Source organism: Burkholderia sp. BCC1972 (assembly GCF_905339605.1).
Lineage (GTDB): Bacteria > Pseudomonadota > Gammaproteobacteria > Burkholderiales > Burkholderiaceae > Burkholderia.
This window is the reverse complement of the sequence record NZ_CAJPGH010000027.1, coordinates 1-14,911: the sequence shown is the minus strand read 5'-3', so window position 1 is coordinate 14,911 and position 14,911 is coordinate 1. Positions and strand designations below refer to the sequence as shown.

The window sequence follows — 14,911 nt, the reverse complement described above, 5'->3', positions numbered from 1 at the left end:
GGTCCGGTTGAAATCATCGACAATCTTCGAGGCCTCGCTTGGCTGCGCAAGGTCGCAGACCCGTTTCCGCAGTCGTCCAACCGTTCCTCGATACAATCCGATGCGACGTTGGCCCGCTCGAACCGGTGGTCGTCGCTCGCAACGAGCACGATTCCAGCACTTGCCATATGGGGCAAGGCAGACCGCTTTATTCCGGTTAATGTCGGCCTTCGTATCGCCAAGCTGATGCCACATGTTTGATTCGAGTCGCTGGAAGGATGCGGGCTTTTCCCAACGCTGGTGCGGCCATCGTCCTGCACCGATATCAAAAGGGACGTTCAATTGGCGAAGGGAGCGTACCGCACGCTAGTGCGGTCGCTCCTTTGGTCGACAGGCTCAATAGAGCTGCAAACGCTTCTCTGTCGAGTGCTCTGGTCAGTGAAAATACTTGTCTCTGCGGTTGTCGAACGCCAGCGTCGTTCCTTCCAGGACATCCAGTACAGAGCGATTCAGTTCCAAGCTCTCGATGGCGCCAGACGCATACGCCAGAGCAAACTGGTCGCCTCGGTTGAACTCGGCGTGGATAATCTGTTCGGCGTCGCAGCACACTGCCAAATTGGCGTTATGGGTAACCATGACGATCTGCCGGCGCTCCTTGGCGCGCTGGATGATGGGGACCAGCATGGAATAGACCGTTTGGTTGTCTAGGTTATCTTCTGGCTGGTCCAAGATGAGCGGCGTTGGATCCGTGTCTACCAAGAGATAGAAGATGAGCAGCAGCGCCCCGCGTTGTCCCGGCGACATCTGTTGAATGTTGGTTCCGGCCAGGCTCAGCGAGAACTTGGCTTCCACCTGCTTCAGGTCGAAGAGCTGCTCATACAGCTGTTCTGCCGTGACCTTGGTTCGAAGGATTGATAGCAATGCGGCGCCAGGCTGTTCCACGCCGGCTGTGATCATCGTCCGGATGTCTCTGAGCCCCCGGGACAGACTATCGGCGTCGTTGAAATCGATTGCCCGCAGCAGCGCCACCAGCTTTACCACACCCTCATCACCGCGAAAGCCACCCGTGTTCTGCTTGACCAGTGCAAAGAACCGTTCGACGAAGGCTTGCCGGTCGAAGAAGAGGGCACTTTGGAACTCCACCTTGAGCTCAGCCGCGACGCCAGGGACACCTGCAACCAGTTCCTCCACGACCGCGAACAGCTGCTGGCGTGACTTCGCGATGGTCGTTAGCTCTGCGTGGATATCTTTCACCAACTTGTCCTGTTCATCCTCCAGAGCTTTGCAGCGGCCAGGCAACGTAGCCAGTTCTGCAAGCCGAGCCTCGTAGAATGCCATCGTCTCAGCTTCCTCAGCTGTGCCGATTAAGGCCTTGACGGCCTTGCTCCATGTGGTCAGCTGGATCATATATTCTTGGTAGAGCTTGTTGGGGTGGTCGAGTTGCTCCTGCAGATGCGTGCGCTCCACCACCAGTGCCTGCTGTTTGGCGACGCGATCTAATTGCTCGATGGCCAGCCTGCCAAGGTCAGCCTCCGAGGCATTGAGAACATCCTCGATAAGATCCCGTTGGGTCTCAACCTTCAACACGTGCTGGAAGGTCACATTGACCTTTTGTAACTCAGCCAGGAGGTCTTCATTAGTCTTGGCCGCCTGCTGCTCAAATGCCGTCAGCCGCTGGCTAACGCTTGAGAGTGTCGTCTTCCGCTCGACCAGTCCGCGCCGCGCAGCTTCTGCTGCAGTCGTAGCCACTTCCAGTTGAGCAAGCTCCTGTGCAATGGCTGCCAGACGTTGAGATTCTGCTGAGGGCGTGGCGGCGGCATCGGCATCAGTTGGTTTCAGAACTTCGGCAGGCTTTTTCGCTTGAAGGTCACCGAACTCGAGCTTCTTGGATGCAAGTTTCTCCTTAAGTTCATTCTCGTGTGCGGCACCCGATTGGCGCTCCAGCTCGGCGAGCTGTGCATTGACCTTGCGCAACGCTTGGCGATGGCCCTCTATCCTCTCTTGGGCAGGCTGTTCTACGGTAGCAAGGTACTCGTCGAGGTTCTGATGACTGCCACGGTCTGCCTGATCCAAATGCGAGAACAAGACTTTACGAATCTCGGTGCCGAAGCGATCCGATTTGCCGGTGATGTGGTCGTTGCATAGCTCCTCGAAATACGTCTGCGATATGTACTTGACCCGTTCCGGCTTATCTGACTTTGCCTGCTGATCCAACGTGACTTGTTCTACATCGCCGTTGCGCCAGGACAGCTTCGCCTCAAAGGCGCCTGCGCGATGACCGCTGCCGCTTTTGAAGCGGTCGTTCACTAGGAAGGTAAAGAAGTCGTGTGCCTTGGAATTGCCGGCCAAGGCGAGCACCTCGGCTAAGCCGCTCTTGCCTGAGCCCTTGTTACCTATGATGGCCACCAAATCCGGGTTCAGCTTCAGATCGGTACCGCTGAACCACTTCTCAGCTGTCTTGACGCCCGCCGTTGTGGATATCTGCAGGCGGTCCATGAAGAGGCGCCCGTTGGCGTCGACAAATGCCTTCTTCGGCGGGATGGCCCCAATGTACGAGCGAAATACTGGCTCCTTGATGGCATGGCGTAGCCCTTGGAACGTTGGTTCGGTCTTGATCCAAGTTTTCATGTTGCTCGGGAATACGCCGTATTCGCTGAAGCTGTGCGCGTCGGTTCCTCGTACGCACAGACGCGCCTTCTTGTCCAGAGAGCCCCAGAAGCTGTCGAAGTACTTCTCGTTCAGACTATTCTTGACGCCATGAAAGGCTAGGCGATTACCTTCGTCCTTGCACTCGAAAATGTCCGCGGCTGTCCGGAACCGACGCACCTCGGCGTAGTGGGCTACCCAGTCGATCTCCAAGAGGCCGCCATAAGTGTCCCACGGCATCAGGAGCAGGCCGCGGTCACCCACGACTTTCAGGGCTTCGCTGAGCGACTCTTGGGTGACCATGGCAGTTTGCCAGCCAACCTCCAAGGCATATTCGTCGTCGGCAGCCACCTTCTTCTCGTCGAAGCTACCTTTCTTCAGCCGGTCGGAACCTAGCTCACGAGAATGCTGAACGAGGCATTCGTCACTCAAGGAACGGTTACCGTCTTTTACGTTGATCTTCAGGATCGCCAGGACGTCCTTTAGCGTCTGCGGCGACACTCTAGGATCAAGTATCAGGTGTACGTTCAGCCGATGCTTCAGTGAGCTCTCAACACGCAGCTCAATACCCGGAAAGATGACCTTGCCGGCAAGTGCGCCCGGATGCTTCTTTTCGTACTCGGTGATGGCTAGGTACCCGTCAAAGGTCCAGTAGTCCATCGTCACAAATACATCAGGGGAGGCCGTCGCCATGGCTCCGACGGTTTGGGCGATAAGCTGCTCTCTATCCGCACCGGCCAAACCGCGCAACTTTTTGCCCTTCCAATGATATGAGGCAGGTGTATGGCAATGGAAGTCCCACAGCCGCCAGACAGATCCTTCTAGTGTTCGCGGTTTGCTCATTGTCGTGTCTGTACGTCATGTCGAAGAGGCATAAATAAATGAAGATTGGAGCACGAAGAATGGTTTGTCATTCAAGAGTCACTATCATCATCGTGTTGCTTGGAATCCTCTGCTCCGTCGCGCAACGATACGATACCGAGATAGAGGCATATGGGAATAGTCTTGCGAAATGCTGTCGACTGCAAATCGAATGCTACCCATGCTGCAGACACTGCCCAAATTATTGGACCCAACGCTTGCCCGGGTAACTTCGATACCAGTTGCTTGACAAGAGCAGCGGCTGCCTCCTTGCCAATTATGGCAGCAAGAACTGAAATGGCTATGCTTTGAATGATCCCCATTGCTACTTTCTCGCCCAGAACTGCATAGAGGGCGGGTAGCGCAGCAAGCTTACCTTCAGATTCGATCTTTCTTCGTATCGCTTCTTTCTGTTTTTCGTTGAGTCCTTGCGTATCGAAATATGCAGCCAACTCTTCGGGAGATTTCGCCGTGAGCTCTTTTTCCACAGTAGAAATAACAAGCCTTTCAAGGAGCGTTTCAATGCTCCCACCCATTTTTATTTTTACTTTGATTTTCTCGCAAACGTCTTTTATTAATTCTTCGGACGTCACTCCAGGATCTTTACCGACCAGTTTCCGAGCGACGTAGGCAACATCAGATGAGCCATAGTAGCGAATTTGCTTTTCTAGAAGCAGCAGAAGTTCTCTTCTGGCGGGCGTACTGGCAGCACTCTGCGATAATAGGCTCTTTCTTTTCTTATCATCGGTGAGCGATACATAGCTTTCAAGTATCTTGCTTAATTGTTCAAGGTCAGCCTGCTCGCACTTTTCGAGAACGGATAGCATGTGGTCGGAAATGAAAGATTGAGTAATTGTCCTGCCATCTTACGTGAATCTTGGTCGCTTTGCTGTGTATTCTCTCCCGCGTCAAACGGGATCAGGAACAGTGTTTCCGGCACTGGTAGCGCTTTCCTATAAGGATTGAGTTTTTCCTATAGTCGGAACCAGGAAGCCACTCGATGTCACTGTCGTGAATTTCGCTCTGGATAGTTGTGACCGACCGCTGGGCGCCGGGCTGGGACCGTCCAACGCGGTACACACCTATGCCTAATGGCCAGCCCCCCTCATTTCCCCATTTCTGAGATGCCAGCCCGACTACACTGGTCATGAAGCCCTGCTTCTCACCATCGGAAGCTGAACGCAGCCCTCTCCGCCCCGATGGTCGATAGAAAGCCGTCTTGCCCAACAAGACCCAACGAAGAGGGGAGAAAGAAGGGGAAACCCGAGGCAACAAAGAAGCGCGGGCCGCATGGGCGGCAACCCATACGACCCGCTGACCACCACCAACTCATCCCAGGAGTCGGAAATGGCTGACGCCAATAGTAAGACACGTCGTAGAAAGAACAAACCCGTCAACATGCAGGAGACGTTTGAGCTGGTCCTGCGCAACTACCCGGACCTTCCCAAGCGAGGTTGGCCGTATCTGCCGTGGATGGAGGCGATCGATATCAATTTCAAGATCTTCGGATTCAAGCCGGGCGACCGCGTGTACCTGAGGGTCAGCGACGTCGACCGTTCGATCACGATCACGCCGGACTACAGCCAGTTGGCGCTGCGAGAGCAGCCGTACCACGATGATTGGGAACCGGCGCCGGAATAACACCTGCAAGGGTCGCCTGAAACAGCTCTAGCGAGTGGAATGCAGGCGTTACCCAAACGCGACTGACCGCCGGGGCAACATGCCCCGGCCATGGCAGCAAACGCCGCGACTCACACCCAAAGCGACCTTCAACAACTGTCACGACCGAAAGGCCCGTGAGGCCGCACTGCGCCTGCGGAAACAGCCACCAGGGCTCCGCATCACAGCCCGCCAACCCGCCGCTTCACAACCGCTCCCCGCTGCAACACATACTCGACCCGCGCACCTTCATCGGCCACGACACCGATATCCTCGAGCGGATTCCCATCCAGCACGACGAGATCGGCGATCGCCCCCACGGCAACCACCCCAAGCTGCCCCGTCATATTCACAATCTCCGCCGCCACCGTCGTCGCCGACCTGAGCGCTTCCAGATTCCCGAGCACCTCCGCCCGAATCCGAAACTCCCCGGACTGAAACGCGTGCATCTCGCCGAGCAGGTCCGACCCGAACCCCATCTTCACACCGGCCTTCGCATAGATCTCAAGCGACTCGCGTCCTTTCTGCTGCACGGAGGCCACCTTCGCGATGGAGTCCGCCGGCATCCCGAACTCCGCCCCATGTTTAGCCAGCGCGTCATAAGTCACGAGCGTCGGCACCACGAACGCCCCACGCTCATGCATGAGCGTGGCAGCCGCTTCATCCACGAGATTCCCATGCTCGATCGTCCGCACGCCGCATCGCACGGCCCGCGCGATCGCGCGCCCCGTATACGCATGCGCCATCACATACGTATTCGCGGCCTCGGCCTCATCGACGATCGCCCGAATCTCGTCCTCCGAATACTGCGTGTTCGCAATCGGATCGGTCGGCGAAGCCACGCCGCCTGACGCCATGATCTTGATCTGCGTCGCGCCTTTCTGAATCTCCTCACGCACGGCGAGCCGCACGCCTTCGACGCCATCGACGACCCGCGCAATCGCGCCCGTCCTGAAGCAGCAGGAGCAGGGCTCCAGCACATCGCCGCGAGGCCGGAAATCGCCATGCCCGCCTGTCTGCGACAACGCTTTCCCCGATGGAAAAATCCGCGGCCCCGGAATCAGCCCCGTCTCGACTGCCTGCATCAGGCTCCAATCCGCGCCCCCCGCATCCCGCACGCTGGTAAATCCACGCGACAACATCGCATCGAGAATCGGCAGCGACCGAATCGCCGCGAGAATATTCGGCTGCGTCGCATTCGCGCCCAGGTTCGCATTCGACGCCAGCACATGCACATGGCAATCGATGAACCCCGGCATCACGGTCTTGCCGCGCACGTCGATCACCTGCGCATTCGGCAAATCCACTGGCCGATCGGTGACTTCGACGATCCGCTCGCCTTCGATCACGACATGATGATGTTCGAGCAACACGCCTCGTTCGAGGTCGAGCACGTTGCCGCCTTGAAGGACGGTAATGGTCATGGAGAAGAATCCTTATCGAGTCGTTGCGGCCGCACGCTTCGCATCCTTCACGAAGCGCGTGCCGACGAAACTGACGGCCGCCGCGAGCATCACGTAGAACGCAGGCGCCATGTTGCTGCCGGTGCGGGCGATGAGCCACGTGATCAGGAACGGCGCGAAGCCGCCAAAGATCGTCACCGCGAAGTTGTACGCAACGGATAACCCGGTCGACAGCACCTTGGTCGGAAACAGCTCCGCGAATGCCGCGAGGATCGGCCCCGTATAGGTCGCGATCAGCACGCCGAACACGGCCTGGAACACGATCAGCGACACGAACCCGGGCGCATGGTTGATCCAAGAGAACATCGGCCACGCCAGCACGAGGATCGCGAGCGCCGAGCCGGACAGGAACACGCGTCGTCCCCACACGTCGGCGAGTCGCCCGACGATCGGCGAGCAGCACATGATCATCAGCCCGCCGACCATGCCGGCCGTGAATCCGGTCGATTGCGGCAGATGCAGCGTGCGCACGGAATAGGTCGGCATGTAGAACAGCAGCACGTAGGTGCAGACGGTCCACAGGATGACCATCGAGAAACTCGCGAACGTCTCGCGCGGATACGTGTGCAGCACTTCCTTCAGCGGCGAGCTTTCCTTCGCCTGCGATTCGACGGCGCTGAACGCGGGCGTCTCGTCGAGATGGCTGCGGATGAAGTAACCGACCGGCCCGACGATGATCCCGAGCAGGAACGGCAGCCGCCAGCCCCAGCTATGCAGCTCCTGCGTGTCGAGCGACGTCGTGACGAACGTGCCGGTCGCCGCACCGAGCAGCACGGCGAAGCCGATGCTCGACTGGATCCAGCTGGAGTAATACGCGCGCTTCTCCGGCGGCGCGTATTCGGTGAGGAACGCGGTGGCGCCGCCCATCTCGCCGCCGGCCGAGAAGCCTTGCAGCAGCCGCGCGACGACGATCATGAGCGGCGCGGCGATGCCAGCCTGTTCGTAGGTCGGCGCGATGCCGATCAGCGCGGTGCCGGCGGCCATCAGCAGGATCGTGAGCGACAGCGCGGCCTTGCGTCCGACCTTGTCGGCATAGACGCCGAGCACGATGCCGCCCACCGGCCGCATGAAGAAGCCCACGCCGAACGTCGCGACGGTGAGCAGCACGGACGTCAGTTCGTTGCCGGTCGGGAAGAACAGCTTCGCGATGATCACCGCGAAGAAGCTGTAGACGGTGAAGTCGAACCATTCGAGGCCGTTGCCGATCACTGTCGCGACGATGGCGCGGCGGCGCTGTTGCACCGCCGCATCGACGGAAGGCGCGGCGCGCGGGGAAAGCGTTCCTTGCATGGTCTCTTCCTTGGTCAGAAGACGGGACGGCTGCCCCGCTTGAATCCCATGCTAAGGAGAGCCGCAATTTTTTCTGAAACGAAAGATTCGCATGCCTGCATGCGCTGCACGCATGCGTCGCGCTCGGGGCATTCAGGGCGCGGTCTGCTGTTCCGCCTGTTCGAACAGCCAGCGGGTGAACAGGCGGGCGGCCTGGTTCTGCGCGCGGTCGTTCGGCGAGATCACGTAATAGCCGCCACCGTGGCTCGCGGACGCTTCCGTCACGCGCACGAGCAGCCCGGCTTCGATGCATGCGTCGATCATGTAGCGCCAGCCGAGCGACACGCCCTGGCCGAGAATCGTCATCTGCACGATTTGCGGATAGGAGTTGATCGTGATGTCCTGCGGCTGCGCTTTCTGCCGGTCGACGTCGTTCATGTCGAACCATTCGGACCACGACATCCATTGGCGCTGGCCGTCTTCGAGGCGCAGCAGCGTTTCGTTCGCGAGATCGGCCGCGTCGAGCGTGCGGCCGGCCAGATAGCCGGGCGCGCAGACGGGGAACACTTCTTCGTCGAACAGCCGGCGCGCGGTGTATTCGGCCGGCGCCTGCTGACGCACGTAGTAGACGCCGACGTCGAATTCCGCGGGCGACATCGATGCAAGGCCGTCGCGCACGATCAGGCGCAGCTTGATGCTTGGATACGTGGCGCGAAAGTTCGGTAGCCGCGGCGTGAGCCACAGCAGCGCGACGCCGGACGAGCACGCGATCGTCAGTTCGAGATCGCCGTACGGTTTCATTACGTCGTGCGTGGCTTGCGCGCATTGCGTGAGCAGATGGTGGACTTGTGCCGCGTATTGCTCGCCGGCGATCGTGAGCCGCAGCGAACGGTGTTCGCGAACGAACAGCGAGCGGCCGAGAAATTCCTCGAGCTGCTGGATCTGGCGGCTGATCGCGCTTTGGGTCAGGTGCAGTTCGGTGGCGGCTTTCGTGAAACTCGCGTGCCGCACGGCGGCTTCGAACGCGATCAGGCACTGAAGAGGCGGCAGAGGCGTGATGCGCATGGCGGGCAGGGAATCGGGGTGCTGTCGACATGATACGGGCGAATCGAACGGAAATGACCCGGCGGGAAGGGCATTGCTGATCAGCCTGTTCGTGCGGAGATCGGGCACGACGCGCGAGCGGCCAGGCAACGCGCGCAGCCAGTTAGGGCCGCATCGCTTCGCCCGAAAAGTGGATCGCGAGGTAAAACAGTTACAAGTTAGCGGTTGACGCGCACCTGCCCGGCGGTTAGTGTATGCGTCGAAGTCCAAGAAGTCCGATTGCTGTTCATCAATTGCTCGCTCCTCCAAGCGGTATTCGTTGTCCTCTCCCTCCTTGACGCTTCACGCGCTCTTCAACAGAGCAAATCTCTCTATTTTTTATCAAGGAATCTTCATGGATACCGGTATCGTCAAGTGGTTCAACGACAGCAAAGGCTTTGGCTTCATCACGCCGGACAACGGCGGTGACGACCTCTTCGCTCACTTCTCGGAAATTCGTGCCGACGGCTTCAAGACGCTGGCTGAAAACCAGAAGGTGAGCTTCGAGACGAAGCAAGGCCCGAAGGGTCTGCAAGCGGCCAACATCAAGCCGCTGTAAAGTTTGAAGGGCCCGGCCATCCCACGATGGGCGCCGGGTCGCAGCGACATCCTCACGGAGCCTGGTCTCCTAAAGTTGGCGCGATTGTTCCTGGCTGCCGCTGTTAAGCCGGCAGCTGGCCAAGCGCCACACGTCTCGTTGCACTTCATTCCCCCTCCGGCCGCAACGCCTGATTTTCGCTTTCCGACTGCTTTTCAGATTCAGCTCGCAATGGCTTTGAATCGGCGTATCCGTGCGCATTTCGCACGGCACGCGCGCAGTCGTTCATTATTAAAATTAAAAATGCAAACCAAACACAATCATCAATACAACGGCTATGCCGTCCAGCCCTCGGCGCATCGTTTGCCCGACGGCAGTTTTTCCGCCAACCTGCTGCTCGAGCGCGTCGATGGCGCGTCTGCCGAAGGCCGCTACCAGTTCTATTCGCTCGATTACTTCCCGAGCGAAGCGCAAGCGCTGCGGCACTCGGCACGCTGGGCGCGCCGCTGGGTCGACACGCGCGGTTAAAGGCAACGCGGTAGTGCCGAATACTCAACGCATATGAATCCTCCGGGCGCGCACGACAACGCGCGCCCGAACCTCGCGTGCGGCCGGTTCTTGTGCGACGACCTGAGCGGCCAGGGCGGACCGAACGGTGCTGCCAACCTCCGCATTTGTGCGAAGATTGCCGATATCCCAAATATGCGAGACCGCCGTGACCCGATCGACCTCCGAGGGCACCCCGGAAGCAACCGCCCACTCACCCTGGATGCCTGTCGCGCTGGCCGAACTCGGTATCCGCCGCCACCCGCCGGGCAGCATCAACCCGCGTATCGTCGAATACAACAACCAGACGAACCTGGTCGGCTACGACGACAAGATTTCCTGGTGCTCGTCCTTCGTCAACTGGTGCATGACCCACGCCGGGTTCCGCGGCACCGGCTCCGCGCTCGCACGCTCATGGCTCGAATGGGGCCGGCCGCTGGAGCGCCCGGTCTACGGCTGCATCGCGATCCTGACACGCGACGATCCGACGAGCTGGAAAGGGCACGTCGGTTTCTACCTGCGTCACGACGCCGAGCATGTTCACCTGTTCGGCGGCAACCAGCTGGAAGAAGTGCGCGAACTCGCGTACCCGTTGCATGAAGTGATCGGCTACCGTTGGCCGGCCGCTGCCAATCTGTCGAATACGCCGCATTGATCCACCTGGAGCCCGTCGATGCGCCAACCGGCCGTCACCGGTCTCCGCACCCACAAGGAGCCAGCAGTGCAAACCGGTAATCTCCGTCTCTACGCGGATGCGCAATACACGAGCCCTTACGCGATGTCGGTTTTCGTCGCGCTCGAGGAAAAAGCGCTGCCGTACGAACTGGTGACCGTCGATCTCGGCAACCGTGCGCATTTCGCGCCGGACTATGCGGCGACGTCGCTGACGCAACGCGTGCCGACGCTTGTGCACGACGATTTCGCGCTGTCGGAATCGTCGGCGATCACCGAGTATCTCGACGAGACTTTCCCGGGCACGCGGCTCTATCCGGCCGAGCCGCGCCAGCGCGCGCGGGCGCGCCAGGTGCAGGCATGGCTGCGCAGCGACTTGATGCCGATCCGCACGGAACGGTCGACCGAAGTGCTGTTCTACGGCCCGTCGAGCGAGCCGCTGTCGAGTCTCGCGCAGGCCGCCGCGCAGAAGCTGTTCGCGGCTGCCGACAAACTGCTCGCGCCGGGCGCGGCGAACCTGTTCGGCGAGTGGAGCATTGCGGATGTCGATCTGGCGGTGATGCTGAACCGTCTGGTGCTGAATGACGATCCGGTGCCGCAGCGTCTTGCCGACTATGCGCGTGCGCAGTGGGAGCGGGCGTCGGTGCAGCGCTGGGTGAAGCTGAAGCGGCCGGCGCTGTAATTTGCGGAGGCAAGCGGCATGTCGGCGGCGCGGCAAACGACGCAGCACGACGGCACGCCGTACGCGCCGAAAATCGGCATGCCGGATTGAGTCGGCTTCCCCCTTTCACAAACGAATTCACCCGAACCGCCATGAGCTATCTTCCCCAACTCGCCGCAGTCGGCGGCGTGATGTTGCTGGCGTGCGTCAGCCCCGGCCCCGACCTGATCGCTGTTTCGTCCCATGCGCTCGGCAATCGCCGTGCGGGCCTGCTGGCCGCGTTGGGTATCGCGTCGTCGCATGCGGTCTGGGCGGCGATGGCGATTTTCGGGCTCGGGTTGATCGTCGCGAAGCTTGCGTGGCTGTACGAGGCGATCCGCATCGCAGGTGCCGCGTACCTGATTTACCTCGGTATCAAGACGCTGTCGGGCCTGCGACAGTCGGCGCAACAGGCCGAATCCGCGAGCCAGCCGGTTGTTCGAGGCGGCGTGCATGCGTACCGGAAAGGGCTGCTGGTCGGGTTGACCAATCCCAAAGCCGCAGCGTTTTTCGGCAGTCTGTTCGTCACGCTGTTGCCCACACACGCACCGGCGTGGGTGCATGGCGCGACGCTGGCGGTTGTCGTCGCTGTCTCGCTGACGTGGTTCTGCACGGTCGCCGTGCTGTTCTCGACGAACCGCGTACAGATCGGCTACGCGAAACTGCGCAAGCCGATCGACGCGGTGATGGGGACGATCCTGCTGGGGCTCGGCGCGAAGCTGGCGCTGGACCGGTAACGCAGCGAAAACCTGTCCGCATTTTTATGGGCGAGACCGGCCTCGACGACGCGCCGCAGCAGGTCTGCGCGCGCGTCGAACCATCGGTGTTGCTTGGCAACGCGATCGACGATCGCTCGATCCACGCCGAGTGCGTTGCCCGCTTCGTGCACTGCGCTGCGTGGCCGATAAATCATCCGTCCTTCGACAAACGGCAACGTGCGCAACAAGCGGGCCAGATAGAACACGTTCTGGCCCAGGCCGTTTTCCCAGACGTTCAGGCCGGCATGCGTGAAAACCGAAATTCCGATTCGCATGATTGTTCACCCGAGAGAGTATGCGTCGCTTACCACTGGTAGGCTGCGCCAGCACCGTACGTATTGCCGCCCGCACCGTTGATCGCCACCCCTCCCTTGACCTTCAGGTTGTTCGTGATTCGAGCGGTAAAGCCAAGGGCCACTGCCTGATATCCCTGGAAGCCGGCGGTACCTATGCCGAACGAGAGCGTCTTCCCGGGATCGACTTCAGGAATCATCGTCAGCGCGGCGGCACTGGCAATTCCGGAATAGGCCATCCTTGCCACCTGATTCACGTTCGACTGCACGGCGCCCAATTGCGACATGTTGACCGCGTCCGTCGGGTTCATCCCGGGCGCCAGATTCGTGATCCTGCGCTCGTTGCCAGGCGAGCCCACCGACACCGTGTTCGATTCGGTCGCGATTGAGCCCGCGCCGAGCGCGACCGAATTCTCCGCTGTTGCTATCGCTCCTGCGCCGAGCGCAACCGAATTGCTCCCCGAGGCGAGCGCGTTGGTGCCCGCTGCCGTGGCGGAGCCGTTGACGACCTGTGCTGCGGCGCTTGTCGCGGCCGGGTTTGCCGACATGCCCTGATCTGCTTGCGCGGCAACGACTGCCTTCGTGCTGGTCGAGAGCGAGGTCGAGCTGGTAGACAGCGAAGCCGTCCCTGTCGATGGGGTGCTTTGCGCGGTACTGGCACTTGTCGAGGTCGATGTCGAGAGCGCGGTAGCAGTAGGCGTACTCGTGGTTTGCACCGCGGCTTTGCCGGACCCCTGGGAGTTTATCTGCGTGGACAGGGAGGCCAGCCCCGTCGACAGCGATGTCACCGCGGTATTCAACGTCGCCACCTTGCCGTTTGTCGTGTTCAAGCTGGTCGAGAGAGATGCAACGCCGGTGAAGAGCTGAACCACGCTGGTCGATGTGGAAAGGCTCAACGTCGACAGGCTGTTGTTGACCGCGTTCAGTTTGTTGAGCCAGGAGGCAATCGAGCCGGAATACGAGGTCGACAACGACGCCAGATTGCTGTTCGTCGTGTTCAGGCTCGTGGAGAGTGAGGTCACGCCGTTCGCCGCCGCGCTGATTCCGGTCGATGCCGATGTCGACAGGCTCGATACGTTGTTGTTGGTCGTGTTCAGACTCGTTGATAGTGAGTTGACCCTGCCGGTCGTCGTGTTCAAGCTCGTGGAAAGCGAGCCGACCGTGCTGTTCGTCGTGTTCAGGCCAGTCGACAGCGAGCTTACGCCGCTTTGAGCCGTGCTGATGCCGGCCGCGGTCGAGGTCGACAGGCTTGCCACTTTGCTGTTGGTCGCGATCAGACTTGTCGACAGCGAGGTCACACCGCTTTGAGCCGTGCTGATGCCGGCCGCGGCCGACGTCGACAGGCTTGATACGTTGCTGTTGGTGGTGTTCAGGCCCGTCGACAAGGAGGTCACGCCGCTTTGCGCGGTGCTGATGCCGGCCGCGGTCGAGGTCGACAGGCTTGTCACTTTGCTGTTGGTCGTATTCAGGCCCGTCGACAGGGATGTCACACCGCTTTGCGCCGTGCTGATGCCGGCTGCGGTCGATGTCGAAAGACTTGCCACGTTGCTGTTCGTCGTATTCACGCTGGTCGACAGAGAGGTCACGCCGCTTTGCGCGGTGCTGATACCGGCCGCGGTCGAGGTCGACAGGCTCGCCACGTTGTTGTTGGTCGTGTTCAGGCCTGTCGACAGGGAGGTCACGCCGCTTTGCGCGGTGCTGATGCCGGCCGCGGCCGACGTCGACAGGCTTGATACGTTGCTGTTGGTCGCGGTCAGGCTCGTCGACAGGGAGGTCACGCCGCTTTGCGCGGTGCTGATACCGACCGCAGCCGAGGTCGACAGGCTTGCCACGTTGCTGTTAGTGGTGTTCAAGCCGGTCGACAAGGAGGTCACGCCGCTTTGCGCCGTGCTGATGCTGGCCGCGGTCGAGGTCGACAGGCTTGCCACGTTGCTGTTGGTGGTGTTCAGGCCCGTCGACAGGGAGGTCACGCCGCTTTGCGCCGTGCTGATGCCGGCCGCAGCCGACGTCGACAGGCTCGCCACGTTGCTGTTGGTCGTGTTCAGGCCCGTCGACAGGGAGCTCACACCGCTTTGTGCCGTGCTGATACCGACCGCGGCCGACGTCGACAGGCTCGCCACGTTGCTGTTGGTCGTGTTCAGACCTGTCGACAGGGAGGTCACACCGCTTTGTGCCGTGCTGATACCGACCGCGGCCGACGTCGACAGGCTCGCCACGTTGCTGTTGGTCGTGTTCAGGCCCGTCGACAGGGAGGTCACACCGCTTTGTGCCGTGCTGATACCGACCGCAGCCGAGGTCGACAGGCTCGCCACGTTGCTGTTGGTGATGTTCAGGCCCGTCGACAGCGAGCTGACGTTGCCGTTGGTCGCATTCAAGCTGGTCGACAGCGATCCCACGTCGGTCGATTCCTGCGTCGACAGTGCACCGAGGGTGCTGTTGGTCGT

General features: G+C 60.5%; 13 protein-coding genes. 6 read left to right on the top strand and 7 right to left on the bottom strand.

Going from position 1 to position 14,911, the window contains the following annotated elements; all coding sequences use genetic code 11:
* Positions 1-414: 414 nt before the first annotated feature.
* Together U5798_RS29550 and U5798_RS29545 are read right to left on the bottom strand one after the other, a co-directional pair.
* On the bottom strand, positions 415-3,468 hold the full coding sequence (locus U5798_RS29550; protein ID WP_322084023.1) for a TrlF family AAA-like ATPase: 3,054 nt from the start codon (positions 3,466-3,468) through the stop codon (positions 415-417).
* Between the two features lie 71 nt (positions 3,469-3,539).
* Positions 3,540-4,313 (bottom strand): hypothetical protein, encoded by a 774-nt coding sequence (locus U5798_RS29545; protein ID WP_322084022.1) that lies wholly within the window; start codon positions 4,311-4,313, stop codon positions 3,540-3,542.
* Positions 4,314-4,833: 520 nt separating this feature from the next.
* Here U5798_RS29545 and U5798_RS29540 point away from each other — a divergent pair.
* A complete protein-coding gene (locus tag U5798_RS29540; protein WP_322084021.1) occupies positions 4,834-5,127 on the top strand; it encodes a hypothetical protein in 294 nt (97 codons plus the stop codon).
* A 200-nt stretch (positions 5,128-5,327) separates the two neighbouring features.
* Here the strand turns inward: U5798_RS29540 and U5798_RS29535 are convergent, their stop codons facing one another.
* From U5798_RS29535 to U5798_RS29525, 3 genes are all read right to left on the bottom strand, one after another.
* On the bottom strand, positions 5,328-6,569 hold the full coding sequence (locus tag U5798_RS29535; RefSeq protein ID WP_322084020.1) for an amidohydrolase family protein: 1,242 nt from the start codon (positions 6,567-6,569) through the stop codon (positions 5,328-5,330).
* Between the two features lie 12 nt (positions 6,570-6,581).
* Positions 6,582-7,898 (bottom strand): MFS transporter, encoded by a 1,317-nt coding sequence (locus tag U5798_RS29530; RefSeq protein ID WP_322084019.1) that lies wholly within the window; start codon positions 7,896-7,898, stop codon positions 6,582-6,584.
* Between the two features lie 132 nt (positions 7,899-8,030).
* Positions 8,031-8,942, bottom strand: a complete 912-nt coding sequence (locus U5798_RS29525; protein ID WP_124455901.1) for a LysR substrate-binding domain-containing protein — start codon at positions 8,940-8,942, stop codon at positions 8,031-8,033.
* 373 nt (positions 8,943-9,315) lie between these two features.
* Between U5798_RS29525 and U5798_RS29520 the strand changes: the two genes are divergently transcribed.
* From U5798_RS29520 to U5798_RS29500, 5 genes are all read left to right on the top strand, one after another.
* Positions 9,316-9,519, top strand: coding sequence for a cold-shock protein (locus U5798_RS29520; protein ID WP_006485974.1), 204 nt, complete (start codon positions 9,316-9,318; stop codon positions 9,517-9,519).
* 282 nt (positions 9,520-9,801) lie between these two features.
* Entirely contained in the window at positions 9,802-10,026 is a 225-nt protein-coding gene (locus tag U5798_RS29515) for a hypothetical protein (protein WP_124455902.1), read from the top strand.
* Positions 10,027-10,267: 241 nt separating this feature from the next.
* Positions 10,268-10,699, top strand: a complete 432-nt coding sequence (locus U5798_RS29510; protein WP_322084081.1) for a TIGR02594 family protein — start codon at positions 10,268-10,270, stop codon at positions 10,697-10,699.
* A 66-nt stretch (positions 10,700-10,765) separates the two neighbouring features.
* A complete protein-coding gene (gene yfcF, locus U5798_RS29505) occupies positions 10,766-11,398 on the top strand; it encodes a glutathione transferase (protein ID WP_124455903.1) in 633 nt (210 codons plus the stop codon).
* Between the two features lie 131 nt (positions 11,399-11,529).
* Positions 11,530-12,153, top strand: coding sequence for a LysE family transporter (locus U5798_RS29500; RefSeq protein WP_322084018.1), 624 nt, complete (start codon positions 11,530-11,532; stop codon positions 12,151-12,153).
* On the opposite strand, the gene U5798_RS29495 is transcribed toward U5798_RS29500, so the two are convergent.
* Together U5798_RS29495 and U5798_RS29490 are read right to left on the bottom strand one after the other, a co-directional pair.
* Entirely contained in the window at positions 12,069-12,449 is a 381-nt protein-coding gene (locus tag U5798_RS29495) for a DUF2827 family protein (RefSeq protein ID WP_322084017.1), read from the bottom strand. The genes U5798_RS29500 and U5798_RS29495 overlap by 85 nt on opposite strands.
* A 29-nt stretch (positions 12,450-12,478) precedes the next feature.
* On the bottom strand, positions 12,479-14,911 hold a 2,433-nt coding region (locus U5798_RS29490; RefSeq protein WP_322084016.1), incomplete at its 5' end, for a YadA family autotransporter adhesin.